Origin of the sequence: Sphingomonas sp. So64.6b, from assembly GCF_014171475.1 — a bacterium.
GTDB lineage: Bacteria > Pseudomonadota > Alphaproteobacteria > Sphingomonadales > Sphingomonadaceae > Sphingomonas > Sphingomonas alpina_A.
Window position 1 is genome coordinate 2628866 of sequence record NZ_CP048817.1, and the last position, 21951, is coordinate 2650816.

Sequence of the window (21951 nt, forward strand, 5' to 3'; positions counted from 1 at the left end):
ATTCGCCATAGTAAGCGGGATGGAGGCTTCATCCGATGACGCCGGCATGAAAAAAGCGTCATGCGGGATGATCGCTGCGCGTTATTTTTCCGGCTTTGCTTCGGGCTCGGGCGCGGCTTCGGCGGCGGATTTCAGGCCAAGCATCTGCACCGCCAGCACTTCATCGACCTTGGGCGCGAGCGTGTCCGCGCCGGCGCGGACATAACCGCCGACGACATAGGTCAGGGTGATGCGCGTCGCGTTCGATCCCTCAGGGTCGAGCCGGAAGGTCAGCGTCCCGGTCACTGCTTCGGCCTGGAGCGGACCGAGCGCACCGACCAGCCGGATCATCCGGCCCGGCGCGATATAGACGATCCGGGCGTGCTCGACGGATCCCTTGTCTTTCATCCGCTCGCAGAAACATCCCGTCGCCTGCGCATCGAGATAGAGATTGGCCGAATCGTCAGAATAGGTGTGCTCCTTGCTCCACCATTTCTGCGGCGCGCGCAGCGTTTCCCAGGCATGGGCGATCGGCACATCGACGGTAACGACCTGCTTGATCTCGAATCCGGCGGGCGTCGCCTGAACAACATCCGCGCCGGCCGGCGCAGCGAGCGGCAGCAGAGCCAGCGCAGTGAATAAGGCAAAGCGGTTCATGGTGCGGCCCCCGGTGGATCGCCGCATCATATGCGCCAGGGGGCGATGCGCAACCTTCGTCGTGGGCCTATTTCCCGCCGAGGATTGCCTCGATCGCTTCGCTCACATCGTCGATATCGGCCATGCCATCGACGCGCCGCACTAGGCCGCGCGCGTCATAGATCGGCAGGATCGGTGCGGTCTTGGCGCGGTATTCGGTCATGCGCGTGCGCACCGATTCCTCATTGTCGTCGGCACGGCGCTTGAACTCGGTCGACCCGCACACGTCGCACACACCGGGAACCTTGGTCTGCTTGAATGTGTCGTGATAACCGGTGCCACATTTGGCGCAGGTGAAACGGCCGGTGATGCGCTCGACCAGCGCGTCCTCATCGACCTCGAGTTCGATCACATGATCGAGCGTGCGGCCATGATTGGCGAGAATATCGTCAAGCGAATGCGCCTGCGCTGCGGTCCGCGGATAACCGTCGAAGATCGCGCCCTGCCCGGCCGGCATGGTCGAGAGCTTCTCGTCGATCAGCGCGGAGACGATATCGTCGGAAACGAGTTCGCCCGCTGCCATGATCGCGGCGACCTTCAGGCCGACCGGAGTGCCGGCATCACGCGCGGCACGCAACATGTCGCCGGTGGAAAGCTGCACCATGCCGCGATCCGTCATCAAACGGCTCGCTTGCGTGCCCTTCCCCGCCCCCGGGGGCCCGAGCAGGATAATATTCACGGCCGCACTCCCCTAGACTTCACTTTGCCCGTCTTAACGGAGGCGTCCACCCTTCAGCTTAGCCTTTTTGATCAGGTCGCCATATTGATGCGCAAGCAGATGGCTCTGAATCTGCGTCACCGTATCCATCGTCACATTGACCACGATCAGCAAGCTGGTCCCACCAAGATAGAATGGGATCGACAATGCCGACACGAGATATTCCGGCAACAGGCAGATGATCGTCAGATAGGCTGCACCGATCACGGTAATGCGCGTCAGCACATAATCGAAATAGGTCTCGGTGTTCTTGCCCGGACGGATGCCGGGAATGAAGCCGCCATACCGCTTCAGATTGTCCGCCGTCTCCTCGGGGTTGAACACCACCGCGGTGTAGAAGAACGAGAAGAAGATTATCCCTGCGCCGTACAACAGCATATAGACCGGGCTACCGTGCTGGAGATACTGGTTGAGCGAAATGACGATATCGCCCCAGGTACTCTCGCCCGCGACGCGCTGACCCGCGAACTGCGAGATCGTCAGCGGCATGAGCAGCAGCGACGAAGCGAAGATCGGCGGGATCACGCCAGCGGTATTGAGCTTGAGCGGCAAATGGCTGCGATCGGCTTGCATGCCGCGCTGCGTCTGCCGCTTGGGATATTGGATCAGGATGCGCCGCTGCGCCCGCTCCATGAAGCAGATGAACAGCACGAGCAGCACGACCGCGACGACGATGCCGATGAACTTGACCGGGTCGAGCGAACCCGAACGGCCGCCTTCAAACAGATTGACCAGCGTGCGCGGCAAGCTGGCGACGATGCCGGCCATGATGATCAGCGACATGCCGTTACCGATGCCGCGGCTGGTGATCTGCTCACCCAGCCACATCAGGAACATCGTGCCGCCAACCAGGCTGAGCACCGCGGCGACGCGGAACAGCATGCCCGGATCGACCACAACGCTCTGGCTCTCGAAGCCGACCGCGAGGAAATACCCCTGCACCGCGGTCAGGCCGACCGTGCCGTACCTGGTATATTGGTTGAGCCGCTTGCGACCGCTCTCGCCGTCCTTCTTGATCGCCGCCAACGTCGGCGACAGCGAGGTCGCGAGCTGCACCACGATCGAGGCGGTGATATAGGGCATCACGCCAAGCGCGATGATGCTGGCGCGTGACAGCGAGCCGCCGGAAAAGGCATTGAAGAAATCGAGCACGCCGCCGCTGGTCTTCTGCACCAGCAGGTTGAGCGCGGTCGGGTCGATCCCGGGCAGCGGCACATAGCTGAGCATCCGGAAAACGATCAGCACGCCGATCGTGAACCACAACCTTTTCTTGAGGTCGGTCGCCTGCGCGAACTTCGACAGGCTGAGGCCTTGGGCCATCTGATCGGCTGCGGATGCCATTATGATTATCGTCCCTGGAACTTAGGGGGGAAACAAAAGCGGCGGGAAACGTTTCACCGCCCCGCCGCTCATATAGTCACGCAAGCGGGCTTGCCTAGCGTCTTCCCCGACTCAACGCCGGGGAAGCCGGTAGATTACGCCTTGAACGAAGCCTTGTGAGCCTGACGCTCCTTGTACTTCACGCCCTTCTTGGCAGCGGCCTTTTCAGCGGCCGGTACGACGTGGATCACGTCAACCTTGCCGCCGGCCTTCTCAACCGCTTCGATCGCGCCCTTCGACGCGCCGTGGACCGAGAAGTTCAGCTTGGCCGAGAAATCGCCCTTGCCGAGCAACCGAACGCCGTCCTTGCCACCGCGCGCCAGGCCAGCGGCTTTTAGCGCAGCATGGTCGAGCGTCGCACCGGCTTCGATCTTGCCGGCGTCGAGCGCCTTCTGGATCGAACCGAGGTTCACTTCGGCATAATCCTTGGCGAAGATGTTGTTGAAGCCGCGCTTTGGCAGACGCATGTGCAGCGGCATCTGGCCGCCTTCGAAGCCGGCGATCGAGACGCCTTCACGGCTCGTCTGGCCCTTGATGCCGCGGCCCGAGGTCTTGCCCTTGCCGGAACCGATACCACGGCCGACCCGCATGCGGGATTTACGGGCGCCCTGATTGTCGCGGAGATCGTTCAATTTCATGTCGTGCACTCGCTTTCGCTTTTGTCGCGCTGGATATCTAAAGCCCTCTCCCTCTGGGGAGAGGGTTGGGAGAGGGGCAGTAGCGAACGCGAACGCCCGCGTCACTGCCCCTTCATCCCAGGTCGCTCAGCCCTCGACCGAGAGCATGTGAGCGACCTTGCGGATCATGCCACGAACTTCGGGCGTGTCCTGCAGCTCGCGGGTCTTGTGCATCTTGTTGAGGCCAAGACCGATCAGGGTCGCGCGCTGATCCTTCTCACGACGGATCGGCGAACCGGTCTGCGTGATCTTGATCGTGCCGCCTGCGGCAGCTTCTTTCTTCTTCGCCATCTGTCTTACTCCGCGATCGCTGCGGCTTCAGCCTCGGCGGCTTGCGAGCCACCACGGCCGAGCAGGTCGGCGATCTTCTTGCCGCGACGCTGCGCGACCGACTTGGGCGAAACCTGCGAGGTCAGTGCCTCGAAGGTCGCGCGGATCATGTTGTACGGGTTCGACGTGCCGATCGACTTGGTCACCACGTCCGCAACGCCGAGCGATTCGAACACGGCGCGCATCGGGCCGCCGGCGATGATGCCGGTACCCTGCGGCGCCGAACGCACCGTGACGAGGCCGGCACCGAAGTGACCCTTGCCGTCATGATGCAGCGTACGACCGTCACGCAGCGGGACGCGAACCATGGCCTTCTTCGCGGCCGCAGTGGCCTTGGAGATGGCTTCCGGCACTTCGCGTGCCTTGCCGTGACCGAAGCCGACGCGGCCCTTGCCGTCACCGACGACGACCAGCGCCGCGAAGCCGAAGCGCTTGCCGCCCTTGACCGTCTTCGAGACGCGGTTGATGTGAACCAGCTTCTCGATCAGCTCTTCGCCGCCATCGTCGCTGCCGGGACCGCCACGGCCGCGATTGTCGCGTCCGCCACGATTGTCACGACCGCCGCGGTTCTGACCGCCGCCGCCGGGACCGCCACGACCACGGCCGCCACGCGGACCACGACCAGGGGCTTCCTGCGGAACGGCTGCGCCATCGGGCGATGCAGCTGCTTCCGTCGGGATGATTTCGTCAGCCATTCTTAGAACTCCAATCCGGCTTCACGCGCGGCCTGCGCCAGCGCCTTGACACGACCGTGGAACAGGAAGCCTCCGCGATCGAACACGACCTTGGTCACGCCCGCTGCCTTGGCTGCTTCTGCTACCCGCGTGCCGACCGAGGTCGCCGCATCGATGTTCGCGCCGGTCGTGCCGCGCACGTCCTTTTCCAGCGTCGAAGCCGAAGCGAGCGTGGTGCCCGCCGCGTCGTCGATGATCTGGGCATAGATATGCTTGCCCGAACGATGCACCGACAAACGGGGACGGCCAGCGGCACGACCACGAAGGGCGGTACGGTTGCGAAGACGACGCTTCGCAAAAAGGGAGAGACCTTTGGTGCTCATTACTTCTTTTTCCCTTCCTTGCGGAAGATGAACTCGCCGTCGTACTTGATGCCCTTGCCCTTGTACGGCTCAGGCTTGCGCCACTGGCGAATTTCGGCGGCCAGCTGGCCGACCTTCTGCTTGTCCGACCCCGAGATCTCGATCGTCGTGTTGTCCGGCGTCTTGACCTCAATGCCTTCCGGCACGTTGATGTTGACGTCGTGGCTGTAGCCGAGCTTCAGGTTCAGCGTGCGACCCGAAGCCGCGGCGCGATAACCGACGCCGTTGATCAGCAGCTTCTTGGTGAAGCCGTCGGACACGCCGGTCACCAAATTCTGGACCAGCGTACGCTGCATGCCCCAGAAAGCGCGAGCGCGCTTGGTGTCGTTGGCCGGATTGACCGAAATGCCACCGTCTTCGAGGACGTAGCTGATCTCTTCGCGCAGCGGCATCGCGAGGGTGCCCTTGGGACCCTTCACGCTGAGCTGCTGACCCTCGATCGTCGCGGTGGTGCCGCTCGGGATCGTGATCGGCTTTTTACCGATGCGGCTCATCAGAATACCTCCGCAAGCACTTCGCCACCGACATTCTGTTCACGCGCTTCGGCGTCGGACAGAACGCCACGCGGCGTCGAGACGATGGTGATGCCCAGGCCGTTCATCACCCGGGGCAGATCCTGCGAACCCGAATAGACGCGACGGCCAGGCTTGGAGACGCGCGCAACGTGCTTGATCGCGGGCTGGCCCTCGAAATACTTAAGCTCGATGCGGATGCCCTTTGCGGGGCCCATCTCTTCTTCGGAATATCCGCGGATATAACCTTCGCGCTGAAGCACGTCGAGCACGCGAGCGCGCAGCTTCGACGCCGGCGAAAGGACAGAATCCTTGCGCGCGCGCTGGCCGTTACGGATGCGGGTGAGCATATCACCCAGGGGATCGGTCAATGCCATCTCGTGATCCTTACCAGCTCGACTTCGTAACGCCGGGGATGAGGCCCTTGTTGGCCAGATCGCGCAGCTGAATACGGCAGAGACGGAACTTGCGATAATAAGCGCGCGGGCGGCCGGTCGTTTCGCAACGATTGCGAACGCGGGTCGGATTACCGTTACGCGGAATCTGCGCCATCTTCAGGCGGGCGATGAGACGCTCACCATCGTCGAGCGACTTGTCGGCGGCGATCGCCTTCAGCTTCGCATAAGCGGGGGCGTATTTCTTCACCATCCGCTTGCGGCGCTCGTTCTTGTTTACAGAACTGACTTTAGCCATCTTATGCTGCCTTCTTTTCGTCGTCAGCGACTTCGCCAGTAGCTTCCGGCGGGAACGGGAAACCGAACAGGCGGAGCAGCTCGCGCGCTTCGTCGTCGGTCCGGGCGGTGGTGGTGACGATCACGTCCATGCCGCGCACCTTGTCGATCCGGTCATAATTGATTTCCGGGAACACCAGCTGCTCCTTCAGGCCGCAGGCATAATTGCCGCGTCCATCGAAGCTCTTGGGGTTCAGGCCACGGAAATCGCGAACGCGGGGAAGCGCGATCGTGATGAAGCGGTCGAGAAACTCATACATGCGCTCACGACGAAGAGTGACCTTCACGCCGATCGGCATGCCTTCACGCAACTTGAACTGCGCGATCGACTTCTTCGCCTTGGTGACGACTGGCTTCTGACCTGCGATCAGCTCCATTTCGCCAGCGGCCTGCTCGACCTTCTTCTTGTCCTGCGTCGCTTCGCCAACGCCCATGTTCAGGACGATCTTGTCGAGGCGCGGAACCTCCATTGCGTTCTTGTAACCGAACTTCTCGGTCATCGCCTTGATGATCTTGTCATCATACATCTGCCGCATGCGCGGCTTTGTGTTGGCGGCTTCAGCCACTGATCTTCTCCCCGGTCTTGACGGCCACGCGGACCTTCTTCCCGTCCTGGGTTTCGAACCGGACGCGCGTCGGCTTGCCGTCGGCGGTCACATGAGCGACCTTCGAGACGTGCATCGGCGCTTCCGAACGGACCAGACCACCCTGCGGGTCGCCCTGGCTCGGCTTGGTGTGACGGATCGCGACATTCACGCCCGACACGATAACCTTGCCGTCACGCGGCAGGGCCTGGGTCACTTCGCCGGTCTTGCCCTTGTCCTTGCCGGACAGGACGATGACGCGGTCACCCTTTTTGATCTTCGCTGTGGCCATTACAGAACCTCCGGCGCCAGGCTGATGATCTTCATGTGCTTCTTGCCGCGGAGCTCGCGCACCACTGGGCCAAAGATACGGGTGCCGATCGGCTCCTCGTTCTTGTTGACCAGCACGGCTGCGTTACCGTCGAAGCGGATCACCGAGCCATCGGCGCGGCGAATGTCCTTCGCCGTACGCACGATGACGGCACGGTGCACGTCGCCCTTCTTCACGCGGCCACGGGGGGCTGCTTCCTTGACGCTGACGACGATGATGTCGCCAACGCCTGCGGTGCGGCGCTTGGACCCGCCAAGCACCTTGATGCACTGCACCCGCTTCGCGCCGCTGTTGTCAGCGACCTCGAGATTGGACTGCATCTGGATCATCGATCCGGTTCCTTCTCACTCTGGGGCCGATTCCGACCGGACCCCGCCTCAATTCAGTTGACGCTTACGCGTCCCCCACACTTATGCGTCGACGTCGACCCGCTCCGGTGTCGCATGGGTGTTAACCCGATCGATCACCTTCCAGGTCTTCAGCTTGGAGATCGGTGCGGTCTCTTCGATCCGCACGGTTTCACCCTGCTTGAACTCGTTCGCCTCGTCATGGGCGTGGTACTTCTTCGAACGGCGGATGATCTTGCCGTAGAGCGCATGCTTGACCTTGCGCTCCACGTTCACGACCACCGTCTTGTCGCCCTTGTCCGAGACGATCAGTCCCGTCAGCACGCGCTTCGGCATGGTATCGTTCCTTACTTAGCCGCAGCGTCGCGCGAACGCGCGGTCTGCAGGGTCTTGATGCGAGCGATGTCGCGACGGACTTCACGAACCCGGCTCGGCTTTTCGAGCTGGTTGGTCGCGGCCTGGAAGCGGAGGTTGAATGCCTCGCGCTTCAGATTGCCGAGCTCTTCGCCCAGCTGGTCCTCGGTCTTCGCCTTCAAATCGTCGATGCGAGCCATCTTATGCAACTCCCAGGTGCGAGGTGTCGCCCAGACGGGCAACGACCTTTACCTTGATCGGCAGCTTCATCGCCGCGCGGCTGAACGCCACCGCTGCAATGTCGCCGGGAACTCCGTCCAGCTCGAACAGGATGCGGCCCGGCTTGACCCGTGCTGCCCAATATTCAGGCGAACCCTTGCCCTTGCCCATGCGGACTTCGGCCGGCTTCGACGTGACCGGCACGTCGGGGAAAATGCGAATCCACAAACGCCCCTGGCGCTTGATGTGACGCGTGATCGCGCGGCGAGCCGCCTCGATCTGGCGTGCGGTGATCCGGTCCGGCTCCATCGCCTTCAGGCCATAGGAGCCGAAGTTCAGCGTGGTGCCGCCCTTCGCATCGCCATGGATCCGGCCTTTGAACTGCTTGCGGAACTTGGTTTTCTTCGGTTGCAACATGTCAAATGTTCCTTAGCGCGCCGGGCGCACGCCGGAGGTTTGAGCCTCCATCATGATCCGGTCGGTCGCCATCGGGTCATGGCCGAGGATTTCGCCCTTGAAGATCCACACCTTCACGCCGCACACGCCATAAGCGGTGTGTGCGGTCGCTTCGGCATAATCGACATTCGCGCGCAGCGTGTGCAGCGGAACGCGACCTTCACGATACCATTCCGAGCGAGCGATTTCGGCGCCGCCGAGACGACCGCCGCAATTGATCCGGATGCCTTCGGCACCAAGACGCATCGCCGACTGAACCGCACGCTTCATGGCGCGGCGGAAAGCGATACGACGCTCGAGCTGATCTGCGATACCCTGTGCGACGAGCTTGGAATCGACTTCCGGCTTGCGGATTTCGACGATGTTCAGCGACACGTCCGAGCTGGTCATCTTGCCGAGCGTACGGCGCAGCTTTTCGATGTCCGCACCCTTCTTGCCGATGATCACGCCGGGGCGCGCAGCGAAGATGGACACGCGGCACAGCTTGGCCGGACGCTCGATCACCACCTTGGAAATCGCGGCCTGCGGCAGCGTCTTCATGATGTAAGCGCGCATCTTGAGGTCTTCGAGGAGGAGACGGCCGTAATCGGCGCCCTCCGCGTACCAGCGGCTGTCCCAGGTGCGGTTGATCTGAAGCCGAAGCCCGATCGGATTGCTTTTCTGACCCATTAGGCTTCTTCTTCTTGCTGTTCGCGAACGACGATGCGCAGGCGGCTGAAGGGCTTCAGGATGCGCGTCGATTTGCCGCGGCCGCGCGTGGCGAACCGCTTCATGACGATCGACTTGCCAACGCTCGCTTCCGATACGACCAGCGCATCGACGTCGAGGTTGTGGTTGTTCTCCGCGTTGGCGATCGCGGACGCGAGTACCTTGCGAGCATCAACCGCCATCGCGCGGGTCGAGAAAGCGAGGATGTTCATCGCATCGCCGACCGGCTTGTTGCGGATCAGCGCAGCGACGAGGCCGAGCTTCTGAGCCGAACCGCGAATCTGCGTTCCGACCGAGAGAGCTTCCTTCTCACCGACCTTGCGGGGGGATTTCGGCTTCGACATCAGCGCTTGCCCTTCTTGTCGGCGGCGTGGCCGGGGAAGTAACGCGTCGGCGCGAACTCGCCGAGCTTCATCCCAACCATGTCCTCGTTGACCGAGACCGGCACGAACTTGCGACCGTTATAAACGGTGAAGGTCAGGCCGACGAACTGCGGCAGGATCGTCGAGCGGCGCGACCAGGTCTTGATCGGCGCGCGCGCATTGGTTTCCTGTGCGGTCTCTGCCTTTTTGAGCAGGTGAAGGTCCACAAACGGACCCTTCCAGACTGAGCGAGCCATGTTAGCCCTTCCTCTTCGTCGAGTGACGCGAACGGATGATCATCTTATCCGTCGACTTGTTGTGACGGGTGCGCGCACCCTTGGTCGGCTTGCCCCATGGCGTAACCGGATGACGGCCACCCGAGGTCCGGCCTTCACCACCACCATGCGGATGGTCGACCGGGTTCTTGGCGACGCCGCGGGTCAGCGGGCGGATGCCCTTCCAACGGTTGCGGCCGGCCTTGGCGAGGTTGGTGTTGCCGTTGTCCGGGTTGGACACCGCACCGACGGTCGCCATGCAGTTCGAGTGGATATAGCGCTGCTCGCCCGAGTTGAGGCGAACCATCACCATGCCCTTGTCGCGACCAACGACCTGCACATAGGTGCCTGCCGAACGGGCGATCTGGCCACCCTTGCCTGGCTTCATCTCGACATTGTGGACGATCGTGCCGACCGGCATCTGGCCCAGTTCCATCGCGTTGCCGGGCTTCACGTCGGTCTTTTTCGCAGCGATGATCTTATCACCGACAGCGAGGCGCTGCGGCGCGATGATGTACGCGACGTTGGGCTTGCCCTCTTCCGTGTCACCATAATTGATCAGCGCGATGAACGCGGTGCGATTGGGATCATATTCGATCCGCTCGACCGTGCCTTCGACTTCCCACAAGCGGCGCTTGAAATCGATGATACGATAACGCTGCTTGTGACCGCCGGCGATACCGCGCGAGGTGACGTGACCCTTGTTGTTACGACCACCGGTCTTGCGCTTGCCTTCGGTCAGCGCCTTGACGGGGCCGCCCTTATGCAAGGCCGAACGATCGACCAGGATCAGACCACGCCGCGCTGGGCTGGTCGGATTATAATGCTTGAGTGCCATTACGCGCTGACCCCCTGGGTGACGTCAATCGACTGACCATCGGCCAGCGTGACGATCGCCTTCTTCACATCGGATTTGGTGTAGGGCACGCCCTTCCACTTCTTGGTCTTGCCCTTCTGGACGATCGTGTTGACCCCCAGAACCTTGACCGAGAAGAGCGCCTCGACGGCGGCCTTGATCTCGGGCTTGGTCGCGTCGTTGGCGACGCGGAACACGACGGCGTTATGCTCGCTGAGCAAGGTCGCCTTCTCGGTGATGTGCGGCGCAACGATCACGTCGTAATGACGCAGATCGATGTCGGCCTTTTGCTTCTTAGCCATTGAAGCGCGCCTCCAGCTTTTCGACGGCAGCGCGGGTCAGGACCAGCGTGTCGTGCTTCAGGATGTCGTAAACATTGGCGCCGGCGGCCGGCATCACGTTGATCGTGTGCAGGTTGCCCGCGGCGAGCGCGAAACTGTTGTCGACCATGTCGCCATCGATGACGAGGGCGGTCTTGCCGAGGCCGAGCTTGGCCCAATCCGCGATCAGCGTCTTGGTCTTGCTCTCCGCAACCGCCAGGCTTTCCATGACCACCAGCGACCCCGCCTGAGCGTGGGTCGACAGTGCCATCTTCAGGCCAAGTGCGCGGATCTTCTTGTTGAGCGATGGATTGAAGTCACGGACGCGAGCGCCGTGAGCCTTACCACCACCAACGAAGATCGGCGCGCGGCGATCGCCGTGACGAGCCGTACCGCCGCCCTTCTGGCGACCGAACTTCTTGCCCGTACGGGCGACATCGGCGCGCTCACGAGTACCGCGCGCGGTGGCGCGGCGCTTTTCGAGCTGCCAGGTGACGACGCGGTGCAGGATGTCGGCGCGCGGATCGAGGCCGAAGACCTCATCGTTGAGCTCGATGTCCGAAGCTTTCGCCTTGGCGTCGAAGGACTGAATCTTGACCTTCATGTTCAGCCCTCCTGGCCTTCGGTCGCTTCCACGGCCTGGACGTCCTCAGCGGGCGTCTCGGCGGGGGCGGTGTTGCTGTTCGCGGCGGCCTTCAGACCGGCGGGGTACGGCGCGTCAGCGTGACGCGCGACCTTGACCGAGTCCTTGACGAGCAACCAGCCACCCTTCGAGCCGGGCACCGAGCCCTTGACGAAGATCAGGCCGCGCTCGACGTCGGTCGACACGATTTCGAGATTTTGCTGGGTGCGATTCTTGTCACCCATGTGACCGGCCATCTTCTTGTTCTTGAAGACCTTGCCGGGATCCTGACGCTGACCGGTCGAACCGAGCGAACGGTGCGAAACGGAGACGCCGTGGGTGGCGCGCAGACCGCCGAAGCCCCAGCGCTTCATGCCGCCCTGGAAACCCTTACCCTGGGTCACGCCCTGGATGTCGACGATCTGGCCGGCGACATAATGGTCGGCCGAAATCTCGGCGCCCACTTCGAGCACGGCGTCATCGGACACACGGAATTCTGCAAGCTTCGCCTTGGGCTCGACCTCGGCCTTGCCGAAGTGGCCGCGCTGCGGCTTGGAAACATTTTTCGCTTTGGCAACGCCGGCGCCCAGCTGGACGGCAACATACCCATCACGATCGGCCTCGCGAACGGCCACAACCTGGTTGCCCTCGAGTGCAAGGACGGTGACGGGCACATGGCGCCCATCATCCTTGAACAAGCGGGTCATCCCCATTTTCTTCGCGATCACGCCTGTGCGCATGATCATGCTCCTTATTACAGAGGCACGCCGGAACGATTTCCGACGTGCGTGTCAGCCCAGCGATTTTTGTACGTGCCCCGTCCCGGGCTGGTGTTTCCGTTAGGAAACGTGACGGGGGACGCAGACCCGAGCAAGCTCGGCGGTATCCCTTATCAGGTGCCGCCGAAGCGGAACCGAATCTCGTGTGGAGCAGCGGCCTTTAGGCCAGCTTGATCTCCACGTCTACACCCGCGGCGAGATCGAGCTTCATCAGCGCGTCTACCGTTTGCGGGGTCGGCTGAACGATGTCCAGCATCCGCTTGTAGGTGCGGACCTCGAACTGCTCACGCGACTTCTTGTCGATGTGCGGTCCGCGGTTGACGGTGAACTTCTCGATACGCGTCGGCAAAGGGATTGGACCGCGAATAAGGGCGCCGGTGCGGCGCGCCGTGTCGGCGATGTCGCCGGTCGCCTGATCGAGCACACGATGATCGAATGCCTTCAGACGAATACGGATATTCTGCGTTTCCATTTAATCCCTACCGATGCGAAAGAGCGGGTCGCCTGATGGCAACTCTTTGGTTGTTCACGAAAATAGCAACAGCCCGACTCCCTGTCGCGAAGACAGGGAATCGGGCGGAGGCGCGTCTATATTACTTCGAGATGCCGCTGACAATACCCGAACCGACGGTCCGGCCACCTTCACGGATCGTGAAGCGCTGACCAACGTCCATCGCGATCGGCGCAATGAGCTTGACGCCCAGTGCGATGTTGTCGCCCGGCATGACCATCTCGGTGCCCTCAGGCAGTTCGACGGTGCCGGTCACGTCCGTCGTACGGAAGTAGAACTGCGGACGATAGTTGGCGAAGAATGGCGTGTGACGGCCACCCTCGTCCTTCGACAGCACGTACACTTCCGACTGGAAGTCGGTGTGAGGCTTGATCGAGCCCGGCTTGCAGAGAACCTGGCCACGCTCGACTTCGTCGCGTGCGACGCCACGGATCAGCGCGCCAACGTTGTCGCCAGCCTGGCCCTGATCGAGCAGCTTGCGGAACATTTCGACGCCGGTGACGACGGTCTTGCGGACTTCCGGGTGGATGCCGACGATCTCGACTTCCTCGCCGACCTTCACAATGCCGGTCTCGACGCGGCCGGTGACGACCGTACCGCGACCCGAGATCGAGAACACGTCTTCGATCGGCATCATGAACGGCTTGTCGAGCGGACGCTCTGGCTGCGGCAGATAGGTATCGACCGCTTCCATCAGCTTGAGCACGGCGTCATGGCCGATCTCGGGGGTCTTGTCTTCGAGCGCCGCAACAGCCGAGCCACGGATGACCGGGATGTTGTCGCCGTCGAAATCATACTTCGAGAGCAGCTCGCGGATTTCCATCTCGACCAGCTCGAGGATTTCCTCGTCGTCGACCAGATCGACCTTGTTCATGAACACGACCATCGTCGGCACGCCGACCTGACGGGCGAGCAGGATGTGCTCGCGAGTCTGCGGCATCGGGCCGTCGGTCGCCGACACGACCAGGATCGCGCCGTCCATCTGTGCGGCACCGGTGATCATGTTCTTCACATAATCGGCGTGGCCCGGGCAATCGACGTGCGCATAGTGACGTGCGGTCGTCTCATACTCGACGTGTGCGGTCGAGATGGTGATGCCGCGCTCGCGCTCTTCGGGAGCCTTGTCGATGTTTGCGTAGCTGGTGAACGTGGCACCGCCGGTTTCAGCGAGCACCTTGGTGATCGCAGCCGTCAGCGACGTCTTGCCGTGATCGACATGGCCGATCGTGCCGATGTTGAGATGCGGCTTGGTCCGCTCGAACTTTGCTTTCGCCATTTTTCCTACCTTCTAGAATCAGATTCGCGGCCTTCTGGGCGCCACGCGAACGCGGCCCCTTAACGACCTATTTCAAGTTACGCCAGCCCTAGCACGAAGTGCGTTAGGCCAATTTAGCCTTCACTTCTTCGGCAACATTCGCGGGCACTTCGTCATAATGCGAGAACTGCATCGTGTACTGCGCCCGGCCCTGACTGAACGAGCGGAGCTGGTTCACATAGCCGAACATGTTCGCCAATGGCACGATCGCCTCCACCGCAGTCGCGTTACCGCGGCTGTCGGTGCCCTGGATCTGGCCACGACGGCTGTTCAGATCGCCGATCACGTCGCCGAGATAATCCTCGGGCGTCACAACCTCGACCTTCATGATCGGCTCGAGCAGCTTGATGCCGGCCTTCTGGGCCGCTTCACGCATCGCGCCACGCGCGCAGATTTCGAATGCCAGCGCCGACGAATCGACGTCATGGTATTTACCGTCGATCAGCTGCACTTCGAAATCGATGATCGGGAAGCCGATCAGCGATCCGGTTTCAGCCGTTTCGCGCATACCCTTCTCGACCGAAGGAATATATTCCTTCGGGACGTTGCCGCCCTTGATCTGGTCGGAGAAGACGAAGCCCGAACCGCGCTCGCCGGGAATGACCTTGATCTTGATCTCGGCGAACTGACCCGAACCACCCGACTGCTTCTTGTGGGTGTAGGACATTTCGATCGGCTTCGCGAGATACTCGCGATACGCCACCTGCGGCGCGCCGACATTCGCCTCGACCTTGAACTCGCGCTTCATGCGATCGACCAGGATCTCGAGATGGAGCTCGCCCATGCCCTTGATGATGGTCTGGCCGCTCTCGATGTCCGAGGTCACGCGGAACGACGGATCTTCGCGAGCAAGACGATTAAGCGCGATGCCCATCTTTTCCTGGTCGGCCTTGGTCTTAGGCTCCACGGCGACCTCGATGACGGGGTCCGGGAATTCCATCCGCTCAAGGATGATCGGCGCGTTGATGGCGCACAGCGTGTCACCCGTCGTGGTGTCCTTCAGGCCCGCCAGAGCGACGATGTCGCCAGCATAGGCCACCTGGATGTCCTCGCGGTCATTGGCATGCATGAGCAGCATGCGGCCGACCTTTTCCTTCTTGTCCTTGACCGAATTCATCACCTGCGACGCGGTCTCGAGCTTGCCCGAATAAATGCGGGCGAAGGTCAGCGTGCCGACGAACGGATCGTTCATGATCTTGAACGCGAGCGCCGAGAACGGCGCATCGTCTTCCGGCGGGCGCGTTTCGGGGGTTACGCCGTCGAGTTTCAAACCTTCGACGTCCTTGATGTCCAGCGGCGACGGCAGATAGTCGACCACGCCGTCGAGCAAAGGCTGCACGCCCTTGTTCTTGAACGCGGAGCCGCACAGCACGGGCACGAACGAGAAGTTCAGCGTACCCTTGCGGATCAGCGCCTTGAGCTCAGCGGTGGTTGGCTCGGTGCCTTCCAGATACGCTTCCATCAGGTCGTCGTCCTGCTCGACGGCCATCTCGATCAGCTCCGAACGAGCGGTCGCGGCTTCGTCGGCCAGATCGGCGGGGATGTCGCGATATTCGAACTTCGCGCCAAGCGACTCTTCAAGCCAGATGATCGCGCGGTTCTCGACCAGGTCGACCAGGCCCTTGAAGTCGCCCTCGAGGCCGATCGGCAGGTACAGCACCGCCGGACGCGCGCCCAGACGATCCTTGATCATCTGTACGCACATGTTGAAGTTCGCACCGGTGCGGTCGAGCTTGTTGATGAAGCACATGCGCGGCACGTGATACTTCTCGGCCTGACGCCACACCGTCTCGGACTGCGGCTCAACGCCGGCAACGCCGTCGAAGCATGCGACAGCACCGTCGAGCACGCGCAGCGAACGCTCGACTTCGATCGTGAAGTCGACGTGCCCGGGGGTGTCGATGATGTTGATGCGGTGATCGTTCCAGAAACAGGTGGTCGCAGCCGACGTGATCGTAATCCCGCGCTCCTGCTCCTGCTCCATCCAATCCATCGTCGCGGTGCCTTCATGCACTTCGCCGATCTTGTAGGACTTGCCGGTGTAATAAAGGATGCGCTCGGTGGTCGTCGTCTTGCCGGCATCGATGTGAGCCATGATGCCGATATTGCGATACATCGAGAGCGGATGGCTGCGGGCCATGATCGGTTCCTTGGAATGTGGAGGAGCCGGGACTTACGCCCCGGCCCGCCCGATATAGGTAGTCGATGTTACCGGCAAAAGACCGGCAACAGAGGCTTTACCAGCGGTAGTGGCTGAATGCGCGGTTGGCTTCGGCCATGCGATGCGTGTCTTCACGCTTCTTGACCGCGTTGCCGCGATTGTTCGCCGCATCCATCAGCTCGCCCGACAGCCGTGCGGCCATCGTGTGCTCGCTGCGCGCGCGTGCCGCATTGATCAGCCAGCGGATCGCCAGTGCCTGGGCACGCTCGGGGCGCACTTCGACCGGGACCTGATAGGTCGCACCACCGACACGGCGGCTGCGGACTTCAATGCCCGGCTTCACATTGGCGAGCGCGTCGTGGAACACGCTGAGCGGGTCCTTCTTCGCGCGCTGCTCGACGGTTTCGAACGCACCGTAGACGATCAGCTCGGCGACGGACTTCTTGCCGTCCAGCATGACCGAATTCATGAACTTGGACAGAACCTCATCACCATATTTGGGATCAGGCAGGATGATACGCTTTTCTGGGCGACGACGACGTGCCATTTCAATTTCCTTCTAAACTTCAGCCTTGGTGATCGAATAAATCGACCGGCTTACTTCGGACGCTTTGCGCCGTACTTGGAACGCGACTGGCGGCGGTCCTTCACGCCCTGTGTGTCGAGCACACCGCGCAGCACATGGTAGCGAACGCCGGGAAGATCGCGAACACGACCGCCGCGGATCAGCACGACCGAGTGCTCCTGCAGGTTGTGGCCCTCACCCGGGATATAGCTGATGACTTCGCGCTGGTTGGTCAGGCGGACCTTGGCAACCTTGCGCAGAGCCGAGTTCGGCTTTTTCGGGGTGGTGGTGTAGACACGGGTGCAAACGCCGCGCTTCTGCGGGTTCTGCTCCATTGCAGGGACCTTGGACTTGGCCTTCTGCGGATCGCGGCCCTTGCGGACCAGCTGGTTAATCGTCGGCATTGAAGCCTTCACCTTTCAAATGGTTACTTTGCTGGAGCCGAAGCGCCTAAGAATACAAAAAGGACCATCGGAAAGCATATCGCCTCCCTTGGCCCTGGAATGCATCCAGCAATGTTCAAGCAGCCCAAGTGGAACGGGTCCTCCGGGGCAGCGGCGCCTATACAGGCCGACTCGGGGGTGGTCAATGGCGCGGCGGTACAGATTGTTCGCCCCACCGGATCCTAGCGAAGCGGATATCCCGCTTCTGCCGCTTCGCCATCGCCTCCCTTTCGACGGATAGCGGATCGCCCATTGTTATGACAGGATCGAACGGGCAGGTTTGCAGAATGCAAATCGTTCAACTGACAGCCATCACGAGCTTGCTCACCTTAACCGCATGCGGCCCACAGCCTCCTGCGGCTCCAGCAGTTGAAACAAACTCGACACTTGGCGCCAATGAGCTAGGCTGTGCCCTACCGACCAAGGGGTGGGTGAAAATATCCGGCGTCTCCCCACGCTCTACCGGCGTCGGCGAAAAGAACATTATAGAATTGGACATCGACAATCACCTGTCGTGGAACGAAGCGCCGATCAACCAATCGGCCTTTGAAACATATGTGCATGCGGTCGCAACGATAGAACCCCAGCCACTTACGGTGCTGCGGACGGATCGTCGCATAGGCTGCGACAAGCTGCGAAATGCGATCTCGGTCATCAATGCAGCGATAAGTGCAGCCCGGCCACCTGCCTACTCGAATTGACCTCGCTTGCACATGATCCGGAGCGGCCACCAGAAATGTATATTCAATAGATGTCCGCGCACTTATGAGCTCGACCTACGACCATTCTGGATACCGCCATGTGCGGTACGGCGCCGAATTTCCACGCAAGGAAGATGCGGTATCCCCGCTTTCACGGGGATGACGGGCACTTGGAGGCTCGCTACATGACAACGATGACATACGACCTCCTCATCATCGGCGGCGGCATTAATGGCTGCGCGATCGCGCGCGAAGCGTCGCTGCTCAATCTCAAGGTGCTGATGGTCGAACGCGACGATCTCGCCGCGCACACCTCGTCCGCTTCGACCAAGCTGATCCATGGCGGCTTGCGTTATCTCGAATATTACGACTTCAAGCTGGTCGCCGAAGCGCTTCGCGAGCGCGAGCGACTGGTCAAGGCCGCGCCGCACATCATCCGCCCGATGCGCTTCGTCCTGCCGCAGGAAAATTCTCTGCGGCCTTGGTGGCTGGTCCGGATCGGCCTGTATCTCTACGATTTCCTTGGCGGCAAGAAGTCCCTGCCCCGCTCGCGCGGCCTGCGCCGGGGCGACACCGCTTATGTCGCGCCACTGAAAGGTGGCGATCGGGGCTTCGTCTATTCTGACGCGTTCGTCGACGATTCGCGACTGACCATGCTCAACGCGATGGATGCAGCGAACAACGGCGCCGACATCGCTGTGGGGACGGCGCTGGAATCGGCGCGGCGCGAGGGCGATCTGTGGCATGCGACGCTATCCGACGGCCGCACCATCATGGCCCGCGCACTGATCAACGCGGCCGGTCCCTGGGTTCATCAGATGCTCGGCAAGCTCGGCGTCAATGCGAAGTCCGACGTGCGGCTGGTCAAGGGCAGCCATATCGTCGTGCCCCGTCTATATGACGGCGACCATGCCTATATGCTGCAGCAGCCGGACCGCCGCATCGTCTTCGCCATCCCCTATCAGGACGGTTTCACCGAGATCGGCACCACCGACATTCCCGTCGAACAGCCCGAAGACGCGGTGATCTCGACCGATGAGATCGCTTATCTGTGCGACGCGGTGAACCGCCATTTCATCGCCCAGATCGCCCCCGCCGACGTGACCTCGACCTGGTCGGGCGTTCGCCCGCTCTATGACGACGGCGCAAGCGAGGCCAAGGCGGTGACCCGCGACTATGTGCTTGAACTCGACACCAAAGGCCCGGCGCTGCTCTCGGTATTCGGCGGCAAGATCACCACTGCCCGGCACCTCGCCGAGGAAGCCCTGGAAAAGCTGGCCGACCCACTCGGCTTCGAACCACGCCATGTCACCCGCGACCGCCTGTTTCCCGGCGCCGGAGTGCAAGGCTGGGAGCCGCTTCTGGCAAGCGTCCGTAAGCGCTGGCCATTCCTCGGCGAGACGCGATCGGCGCGGATGAGCCATGCCTATGGCGAATTGCTCGGCGAGATGCTCGCCAGCATTGCCGACGAAACGGGCATGGGCGCCGATCTCGGCGCCGGCCTGACCGAAGTCGAGGCGCGCTGGATGTACGATCGCGAATGGGCACGCACGCCGCAGGACGCGCTGATGCGGCGGAGCAAGATCGGCCTGCGCCTGTCGCCTGATCAACGCGCCCGATTCGAACAATGGTGGACGGGCGCCTTCCCGGGCTAATGACGCGCAGATGATTCGTGTCGCCGCCCTTTACCGCTTTGCCCGCTTCGCCGATCCGGCGGCCTTGCGCGACCCCCTGCTCGCCGCCTGCATCGCCGGCGGTGTCCGCGGCACGTTGCTGCTCGCGCATGAGGGCATCAACGGCACCATCGCCGGTGCGGCGGAGGCGGTTGAAACAGTCCTCGCCCATATCCGCACCCTGCCCGGCTGCGCCGATCTCAAGGTCAAGGACAGCTGGGCCGAGGCCATGCCGTTCCATCGCACCAAGGTCCGCCTCAAGCGCGAGATCGTGACGATGGGGCAGCCCGACATCGACCCGCTCGAAAATGTCGGCCAATATGTGAAGCCGGCGGAGTGGAACGCACTGATCGACCGGCCCGACACGATCGTGATCGACACGCGCAACGATTATGAAGTCAGGGTCGGCAGCTTCGCCGGCGCAATCGATCCCAAGACGCACAGCTTCAGCGAATTCCCCGACTGGTTCCGCGCCAATCGCCAGGCACTGCTCGCAGGCTCGGAGAAACCAAAGGTCGCGATGTTCTGCACTGGCGGCATCCGCTGTGAAAAAGCCACCGCCTTTCTCAAGTCCGAGGGGCTCGATGAGGTCTATCACCTCGACGGCGGCATCCTGAAATATCTCGAGGAAGTGCCCGCCGCCGACAGTCGCTGGGAAGGCGAATGCTTCGTCTTCGACCAGCGCGTCGCGGTGATCCATGGGCTTGAAGTCGGCACGCACAGCCTGTGCCATGGCTGCCGCATGCCGGTCAGCCCCGAGGACCGGCTGTCACCGCTTTATATCGAAGGTGTCAGCTGTCCCGCCTGCCATAACACGCGCGACGCGGAGCAGCGCGCGGGTTATGCCGAGCGGCACAAGCAGGAGCTGCTCGCGGCGCGACGTGGTGAAGCGCATGTCGGCGCGCTGTTGCCGGACAGAGCGCATGGCGGGCAGGAAGGATTCTCCTAACGCGACGCAAGCCGTCTCAGATCGACCTCCGGCACGTCGCCACAGCGCTCCATCATCGCATCGATCATATGCACCAGCCGCGCCTTTGCCGCGGCAATGCCCGCCGGGCTCGATCCGAGATCGCGCGTCTCGAAGTTGATATAGCGCAGACCATGTTGCGCCGCGTAATTCGACAATGATCCGTCGCTCTTCACGACACGCTCGAACACCACATTGAAGTCGGCCTTGACCAGCCGGTCGCCGCACCACGCCGACTGCCCGCCGGCATCGGGCAGATAGGGGATCAGCGCGAGGTTATCGTCGTCATCGAACGGCCAGCGCCGCGACAGCGACGGACTGGGCTGGAAACGCGCATTGCACAAGCGGATCGAAATCTCCCCCGACCCACCGCCTGTCGCCTTGGCGCAGCCCGCCAGCGCAGCGTCGAACCCCGGCGCGTTGGTATGAAGCGCGACGATCAGGCGCGGCCTGGGTCCGAGATCCGCCAGCACATGGCTGGCATAGAGCGGCAGCGAGTCGCGGAAATTGCGGTTGGGGTCGATCGGTGGTGAGCCTGTGGTATCGCGATTGAACCGCGCGCGATAGCTGCCGTCGACCGGTCCGGTATCGACCACCATCGCCACCCCACCCCATGACCGAACCGCATCGAGCGCGGCGGAAAAGGTCGCATTCTCATTATCATGGGTGACGACCCAGAGTGGCCCGTCGGGCCGCGAGACATTGGCGATGCGCCATAACCGCCAGGTCGTCGCGCCTTCACTGAACATCACGCGGCTGACCGATAGGCCGGTCCACAGAGCGGGGTCGCGGTGGCGGGCGAAGTCATCGTCGATGACGGTCAATGGATCGACCGGCTCGAATGCCGACGAAGCGAACGAGAGCGCGACGCCGGCCAGCAGCGCAGCCATGCCGACCATGATCGCGACGACGCGACGCCATCCATTTGGCCTGAGGGCCCGATCGTCACGAAATCGCATTAACCATTTCTACGGCGAATCGGCCGACCGGCAATACGGAAATTCATCCGTTCAGTCGGCGTTTGCGCGACCGCTTAGTCCACCATCGGCCGGACTGAACAAAGCCTGGTTGGTGGGATCGCCCCGTGCCGCGCCGGCGAACGCGGTCGCGATCCAGCCGCGCTCGAAATCCTTCGCCATCGGCGTCGCGCAATGTTTGCACTGCGATACGAACACGTCGCCGTCGAAAACCGCAAGCCGTCCGTCACGCTCGTGCCTGCCGAGCAGGCATTTCGCCTTGTTCCAAAGCATGATCCGCGTCCCTTCAGTCAGGGGCTAGCAGCA

The 21951-nt window shown here is 62.2% G+C and carries 33 protein-coding genes; 3 read left to right on the forward strand and 30 right to left on the reverse strand.

The window, feature by feature from the left end; all coding sequences use genetic code 11:
• Window positions 1-81: 81 nt before the first annotated feature.
• The 28 genes from G4G27_RS12510 to rpsL all read right to left on the reverse strand — a co-directional run bounded on the left by G4G27_RS12510 (window position 82) and on the right by rpsL (window position 17288).
• On the reverse strand, window positions 82-636 hold the full coding sequence (locus tag G4G27_RS12510; RefSeq protein WP_183108970.1) for an ATPase: 555 nt from the start codon (window positions 634-636) through the stop codon (window positions 82-84).
• Between the two features lie 67 nt (window positions 637-703).
• Window positions 704-1354 (reverse strand): adenylate kinase, encoded by a 651-nt coding sequence (locus G4G27_RS12515; RefSeq protein ID WP_183108971.1) that lies wholly within the window; start codon window positions 1352-1354, stop codon window positions 704-706.
• A 33-nt stretch (window positions 1355-1387) separates the two neighbouring features.
• On the reverse strand, window positions 1388-2734 hold the full coding sequence (gene secY / locus G4G27_RS12520) for a preprotein translocase subunit SecY (protein ID WP_183108972.1): 1347 nt from the start codon (window positions 2732-2734) through the stop codon (window positions 1388-1390).
• A 134-nt stretch (window positions 2735-2868) separates the two neighbouring features.
• The gene (gene rplO / locus G4G27_RS12525) at window positions 2869-3411 is read right to left on the reverse strand and encodes a 50S ribosomal protein L15 (RefSeq protein ID WP_183108973.1); all 543 of its coding nucleotides are present in this window, start codon (window positions 3409-3411) and stop codon (window positions 2869-2871) included.
• Window positions 3412-3537: 126 nt separating this feature from the next.
• The gene (gene rpmD, locus G4G27_RS12530) at window positions 3538-3741 is read right to left on the reverse strand and encodes a 50S ribosomal protein L30 (protein ID WP_034161660.1); all 204 of its coding nucleotides are present in this window, start codon (window positions 3739-3741) and stop codon (window positions 3538-3540) included.
• 5 nt (window positions 3742-3746) lie between these two features.
• Window positions 3747-4475 (reverse strand): 30S ribosomal protein S5, encoded by a 729-nt coding sequence (rpsE, locus tag G4G27_RS12535; RefSeq protein WP_244624317.1) that lies wholly within the window; start codon window positions 4473-4475, stop codon window positions 3747-3749.
• 2 nt (window positions 4476-4477) lie between these two features.
• A complete protein-coding gene (gene rplR, locus G4G27_RS12540) occupies window positions 4478-4837 on the reverse strand; it encodes a 50S ribosomal protein L18 (RefSeq protein WP_183108974.1) in 360 nt (119 codons plus the stop codon).
• The gene (gene rplF, locus G4G27_RS12545; RefSeq protein ID WP_183108975.1) at window positions 4837-5370 is read right to left on the reverse strand and encodes a 50S ribosomal protein L6; all 534 of its coding nucleotides are present in this window, start codon (window positions 5368-5370) and stop codon (window positions 4837-4839) included. The genes rplR and rplF overlap by 1 nt, the downstream gene beginning before the upstream one ends.
• Entirely contained in the window at window positions 5370-5765 is a 396-nt protein-coding gene (rpsH, locus tag G4G27_RS12550; protein ID WP_034161656.1) for a 30S ribosomal protein S8, read from the reverse strand. Before rpsH ends, rplF begins: the two co-directional genes overlap by 1 nt.
• Before the next feature lie 10 nt (window positions 5766-5775).
• Window positions 5776-6081: a 30S ribosomal protein S14 gene (rpsN, locus tag G4G27_RS12555; RefSeq protein ID WP_183108976.1), complete on the reverse strand. Its 306-nt coding sequence runs from the start codon at window positions 6079-6081 to the stop codon at window positions 5776-5778.
• 1 nt (window position 6082) lies between these two features.
• Window positions 6083-6655: a 50S ribosomal protein L5 gene (gene rplE / locus G4G27_RS12560; RefSeq protein ID WP_183113772.1), complete on the reverse strand. Its 573-nt coding sequence runs from the start codon at window positions 6653-6655 to the stop codon at window positions 6083-6085.
• Between the two features lie 22 nt (window positions 6656-6677).
• The gene (gene rplX / locus G4G27_RS12565) at window positions 6678-6995 is read right to left on the reverse strand and encodes a 50S ribosomal protein L24 (protein ID WP_183108977.1); all 318 of its coding nucleotides are present in this window, start codon (window positions 6993-6995) and stop codon (window positions 6678-6680) included.
• Entirely contained in the window at window positions 6995-7363 is a 369-nt protein-coding gene (gene rplN / locus G4G27_RS12570; protein WP_183108978.1) for a 50S ribosomal protein L14, read from the reverse strand. Before rplN ends, rplX begins: the two co-directional genes overlap by 1 nt.
• Window positions 7364-7444: 81 nt before the next feature.
• Window positions 7445-7717 (reverse strand): 30S ribosomal protein S17, encoded by a 273-nt coding sequence (rpsQ, locus tag G4G27_RS12575; protein WP_034161651.1) that lies wholly within the window; start codon window positions 7715-7717, stop codon window positions 7445-7447.
• 11 nt (window positions 7718-7728) lie between these two features.
• Window positions 7729-7935 carry a 50S ribosomal protein L29 gene (gene rpmC / locus G4G27_RS12580; protein WP_183108979.1) on the reverse strand — a complete coding sequence of 69 codons (207 nt, stop codon included), beginning with the start codon at window positions 7933-7935 and terminating at the stop codon, window positions 7729-7731.
• A gap of 1 nt (window position 7936) precedes the next feature.
• The gene (gene rplP / locus G4G27_RS12585; protein WP_183108980.1) at window positions 7937-8371 is read right to left on the reverse strand and encodes a 50S ribosomal protein L16; all 435 of its coding nucleotides are present in this window, start codon (window positions 8369-8371) and stop codon (window positions 7937-7939) included.
• A gap of 12 nt (window positions 8372-8383) precedes the next feature.
• Window positions 8384-9079, reverse strand: coding sequence for a 30S ribosomal protein S3 (gene rpsC / locus G4G27_RS12590; protein WP_183108981.1), 696 nt, complete (start codon window positions 9077-9079; stop codon window positions 8384-8386).
• The gene (rplV, locus tag G4G27_RS12595; RefSeq protein WP_034161647.1) at window positions 9079-9462 is read right to left on the reverse strand and encodes a 50S ribosomal protein L22; all 384 of its coding nucleotides are present in this window, start codon (window positions 9460-9462) and stop codon (window positions 9079-9081) included. The genes rpsC and rplV overlap by 1 nt, the downstream gene beginning before the upstream one ends.
• On the reverse strand, window positions 9462-9737 hold the full coding sequence (rpsS, locus tag G4G27_RS12600) for a 30S ribosomal protein S19 (RefSeq protein ID WP_034161646.1): 276 nt from the start codon (window positions 9735-9737) through the stop codon (window positions 9462-9464). The genes rplV and rpsS overlap by 1 nt, the downstream gene beginning before the upstream one ends.
• A 1-nt stretch (window position 9738) precedes the next feature.
• On the reverse strand, window positions 9739-10593 hold the full coding sequence (gene rplB / locus G4G27_RS12605) for a 50S ribosomal protein L2 (protein WP_183108982.1): 855 nt from the start codon (window positions 10591-10593) through the stop codon (window positions 9739-9741).
• Window positions 10593-10913 (reverse strand): 50S ribosomal protein L23, encoded by a 321-nt coding sequence (locus tag G4G27_RS12610; RefSeq protein ID WP_183108983.1) that lies wholly within the window; start codon window positions 10911-10913, stop codon window positions 10593-10595. The genes rplB and G4G27_RS12610 overlap by 1 nt, the downstream gene beginning before the upstream one ends.
• Window positions 10906-11535: a 50S ribosomal protein L4 gene (gene rplD / locus G4G27_RS12615; RefSeq protein WP_183108984.1), complete on the reverse strand. Its 630-nt coding sequence runs from the start codon at window positions 11533-11535 to the stop codon at window positions 10906-10908. The genes G4G27_RS12610 and rplD overlap by 8 nt, the downstream gene beginning before the upstream one ends.
• Window positions 11536-11537: 2 nt before the next feature.
• Window positions 11538-12293 carry a 50S ribosomal protein L3 gene (gene rplC / locus G4G27_RS12620; protein ID WP_183113773.1) on the reverse strand — a complete coding sequence of 252 codons (756 nt, stop codon included), beginning with the start codon at window positions 12291-12293 and terminating at the stop codon, window positions 11538-11540.
• Between the two features lie 199 nt (window positions 12294-12492).
• Window positions 12493-12804 (reverse strand): 30S ribosomal protein S10, encoded by a 312-nt coding sequence (gene rpsJ / locus G4G27_RS12625; RefSeq protein ID WP_034161642.1) that lies wholly within the window; start codon window positions 12802-12804, stop codon window positions 12493-12495.
• Window positions 12805-12925: 121 nt separating this feature from the next.
• Window positions 12926-14119, reverse strand: coding sequence for an elongation factor Tu (gene tuf / locus G4G27_RS12630; protein ID WP_183108985.1), 1194 nt, complete (start codon window positions 14117-14119; stop codon window positions 12926-12928).
• Between the two features lie 103 nt (window positions 14120-14222).
• Window positions 14223-16298: an elongation factor G gene (fusA, locus tag G4G27_RS12635; RefSeq protein WP_183108986.1), complete on the reverse strand. Its 2076-nt coding sequence runs from the start codon at window positions 16296-16298 to the stop codon at window positions 14223-14225.
• A 97-nt stretch (window positions 16299-16395) separates the two neighbouring features.
• Complete coding sequence (gene rpsG / locus G4G27_RS12640) at window positions 16396-16866, reverse strand: 30S ribosomal protein S7 (RefSeq protein ID WP_183108987.1); 471 nt, start codon at window positions 16864-16866, stop codon at window positions 16396-16398.
• A gap of 50 nt (window positions 16867-16916) precedes the next feature.
• The gene (rpsL, locus tag G4G27_RS12645) at window positions 16917-17288 is read right to left on the reverse strand and encodes a 30S ribosomal protein S12 (RefSeq protein WP_019516007.1); all 372 of its coding nucleotides are present in this window, start codon (window positions 17286-17288) and stop codon (window positions 16917-16919) included.
• 326 nt (window positions 17289-17614) lie between these two features.
• Between rpsL and G4G27_RS12650 the strand changes: the two genes are divergently transcribed.
• From G4G27_RS12650 to G4G27_RS12660, 3 genes are all read left to right on the forward strand, one after another.
• Window positions 17615-18028: a hypothetical protein gene (locus G4G27_RS12650; protein ID WP_183108988.1), complete on the forward strand. Its 414-nt coding sequence runs from the start codon at window positions 17615-17617 to the stop codon at window positions 18026-18028.
• 194 nt (window positions 18029-18222) lie between these two features.
• On the forward strand, window positions 18223-19683 hold the full coding sequence (gene glpD / locus G4G27_RS12655) for a glycerol-3-phosphate dehydrogenase (protein WP_183113774.1): 1461 nt from the start codon (window positions 18223-18225) through the stop codon (window positions 19681-19683).
• 10 nt (window positions 19684-19693) lie between these two features.
• On the forward strand, window positions 19694-20650 hold the full coding sequence (locus G4G27_RS12660) for a rhodanese-related sulfurtransferase (protein ID WP_183108989.1): 957 nt from the start codon (window positions 19694-19696) through the stop codon (window positions 20648-20650).
• On the opposite strand, the gene G4G27_RS12665 is transcribed toward G4G27_RS12660, so the two are convergent.
• Both G4G27_RS12665 and G4G27_RS12670 read right to left on the reverse strand, forming a co-directional pair.
• Window positions 20647-21627, reverse strand: coding sequence for a hypothetical protein (locus G4G27_RS12665; RefSeq protein ID WP_183108990.1), 981 nt, complete (start codon window positions 21625-21627; stop codon window positions 20647-20649). The genes G4G27_RS12660 and G4G27_RS12665 overlap by 4 nt on opposite strands.
• Window positions 21628-21678: 51 nt before the next feature.
• Window positions 21679-21918: a hypothetical protein gene (locus G4G27_RS12670; RefSeq protein ID WP_183108991.1), complete on the reverse strand. Its 240-nt coding sequence runs from the start codon at window positions 21916-21918 to the stop codon at window positions 21679-21681.
• Window positions 21919-21951 lie beyond the last annotated feature (33 nt).

Bases quoted from the DNA above. Each gene is read 5' to 3' on its own strand.
- rplD (WP_183108984.1), bottom strand. From the start codon at position 11,535: ATGAAGGTCAAGATTCAGTCCTTCGACGCCAAGGCGAAAGCTTCGGAC.
- glpD (WP_183113774.1), top strand. From the start codon at position 18,223: ATGACATACGACCTCCTCATCATCGGCGGCGGCATTAATGGCTGCGCG.
- rplE (WP_183113772.1), bottom strand. From the start codon at position 6,655: ATGCGGCAGATGTATGATGACAAGATCATCAAGGCGATGACCGAGAAG.
- G4G27_RS12510 (WP_183108970.1), bottom strand. From the start codon at position 636: ATGAACCGCTTTGCCTTATTCACTGCGCTGGCTCTGCTGCCGCTCGCT.
- rpsE (WP_244624317.1), bottom strand. From the start codon at position 4,475: ATGGCTGACGAAATCATCCCGACGGAAGCAGCTGCATCGCCCGATGGC.
- rpsL (WP_019516007.1), bottom strand. From the start codon at position 17,288: ATGCCGACGATTAACCAGCTGGTCCGCAAGGGCCGCGATCCGCAGAAG.
- rplO (WP_183108973.1), bottom strand. From the start codon at position 3,411: ATGAAATTGAACGATCTCCGCGACAATCAGGGCGCCCGTAAATCCCGC.
- secY (WP_183108972.1), bottom strand. From the start codon at position 2,734: ATGGCATCCGCAGCCGATCAGATGGCCCAAGGCCTCAGCCTGTCGAAG.
- rpsQ (WP_034161651.1), bottom strand. From the start codon at position 7,717: ATGCCGAAGCGCGTGCTGACGGGACTGATCGTCTCGGACAAGGGCGAC.
- rplN (WP_183108978.1), bottom strand. From the start codon at position 7,363: ATGATCCAGATGCAGTCCAATCTCGAGGTCGCTGACAACAGCGGCGCG.
- G4G27_RS12670 (WP_183108991.1), bottom strand. From the start codon at position 21,918: ATGCTTTGGAACAAGGCGAAATGCCTGCTCGGCAGGCACGAGCGTGAC.
- rplR (WP_183108974.1), bottom strand. From the start codon at position 4,837: ATGAGCACCAAAGGTCTCTCCCTTTTTGCGAAGCGTCGTCTTCGCAAC.
- rpsG (WP_183108987.1), bottom strand. From the start codon at position 16,866: ATGGCACGTCGTCGTCGCCCAGAAAAGCGTATCATCCTGCCTGATCCC.
- rplX (WP_183108977.1), bottom strand. From the start codon at position 6,995: ATGGCCACAGCGAAGATCAAAAAGGGTGACCGCGTCATCGTCCTGTCC.
- rpsS (WP_034161646.1), bottom strand. From the start codon at position 9,737: ATGGCTCGCTCAGTCTGGAAGGGTCCGTTTGTGGACCTTCACCTGCTC.
- G4G27_RS12650 (WP_183108988.1), top strand. From the start codon at position 17,615: ATGCAAATCGTTCAACTGACAGCCATCACGAGCTTGCTCACCTTAACC.
- tuf (WP_183108985.1), bottom strand. From the start codon at position 14,119: ATGGCGAAAGCAAAGTTCGAGCGGACCAAGCCGCATCTCAACATCGGC.
- G4G27_RS12610 (WP_183108983.1), bottom strand. From the start codon at position 10,913: ATGGCTAAGAAGCAAAAGGCCGACATCGATCTGCGTCATTACGACGTG.
- rplF (WP_183108975.1), bottom strand. From the start codon at position 5,370: ATGAGCCGCATCGGTAAAAAGCCGATCACGATCCCGAGCGGCACCACC.
- rplP (WP_183108980.1), bottom strand. From the start codon at position 8,371: ATGTTGCAACCGAAGAAAACCAAGTTCCGCAAGCAGTTCAAAGGCCGG.
- rplB (WP_183108982.1), bottom strand. From the start codon at position 10,593: ATGGCACTCAAGCATTATAATCCGACCAGCCCAGCGCGGCGTGGTCTG.
- rpsC (WP_183108981.1), bottom strand. From the start codon at position 9,079: ATGGGTCAGAAAAGCAATCCGATCGGGCTTCGGCTTCAGATCAACCGC.
- rpsH (WP_034161656.1), bottom strand. From the start codon at position 5,765: ATGGCATTGACCGATCCCCTGGGTGATATGCTCACCCGCATCCGTAAC.
- G4G27_RS12665 (WP_183108990.1), bottom strand. From the start codon at position 21,627: ATGCGATTTCGTGACGATCGGGCCCTCAGGCCAAATGGATGGCGTCGC.
- rpmD (WP_034161660.1), bottom strand. From the start codon at position 3,741: ATGGCGAAGAAGAAAGAAGCTGCCGCAGGCGGCACGATCAAGATCACG.
- rpsN (WP_183108976.1), bottom strand. From the start codon at position 6,081: ATGGCTAAAGTCAGTTCTGTAAACAAGAACGAGCGCCGCAAGCGGATG.
- rpmC (WP_183108979.1), bottom strand. From the start codon at position 7,935: ATGGCTCGCATCGACGATTTGAAGGCGAAGACCGAGGACCAGCTGGGC.
- rplV (WP_034161647.1), bottom strand. From the start codon at position 9,462: ATGTCGAAGCCGAAATCCCCCCGCAAGGTCGGTGAGAAGGAAGCTCTC.
- G4G27_RS12660 (WP_183108989.1), top strand. From the start codon at position 19,694: ATGATTCGTGTCGCCGCCCTTTACCGCTTTGCCCGCTTCGCCGATCCG.
- fusA (WP_183108986.1), bottom strand. From the start codon at position 16,298: ATGGCCCGCAGCCATCCGCTCTCGATGTATCGCAATATCGGCATCATG.
- rpsJ (WP_034161642.1), bottom strand. From the start codon at position 12,804: ATGGAAACGCAGAATATCCGTATTCGTCTGAAGGCATTCGATCATCGT.
- rplC (WP_183113773.1), bottom strand. From the start codon at position 12,293: ATGCGCACAGGCGTGATCGCGAAGAAAATGGGGATGACCCGCTTGTTC.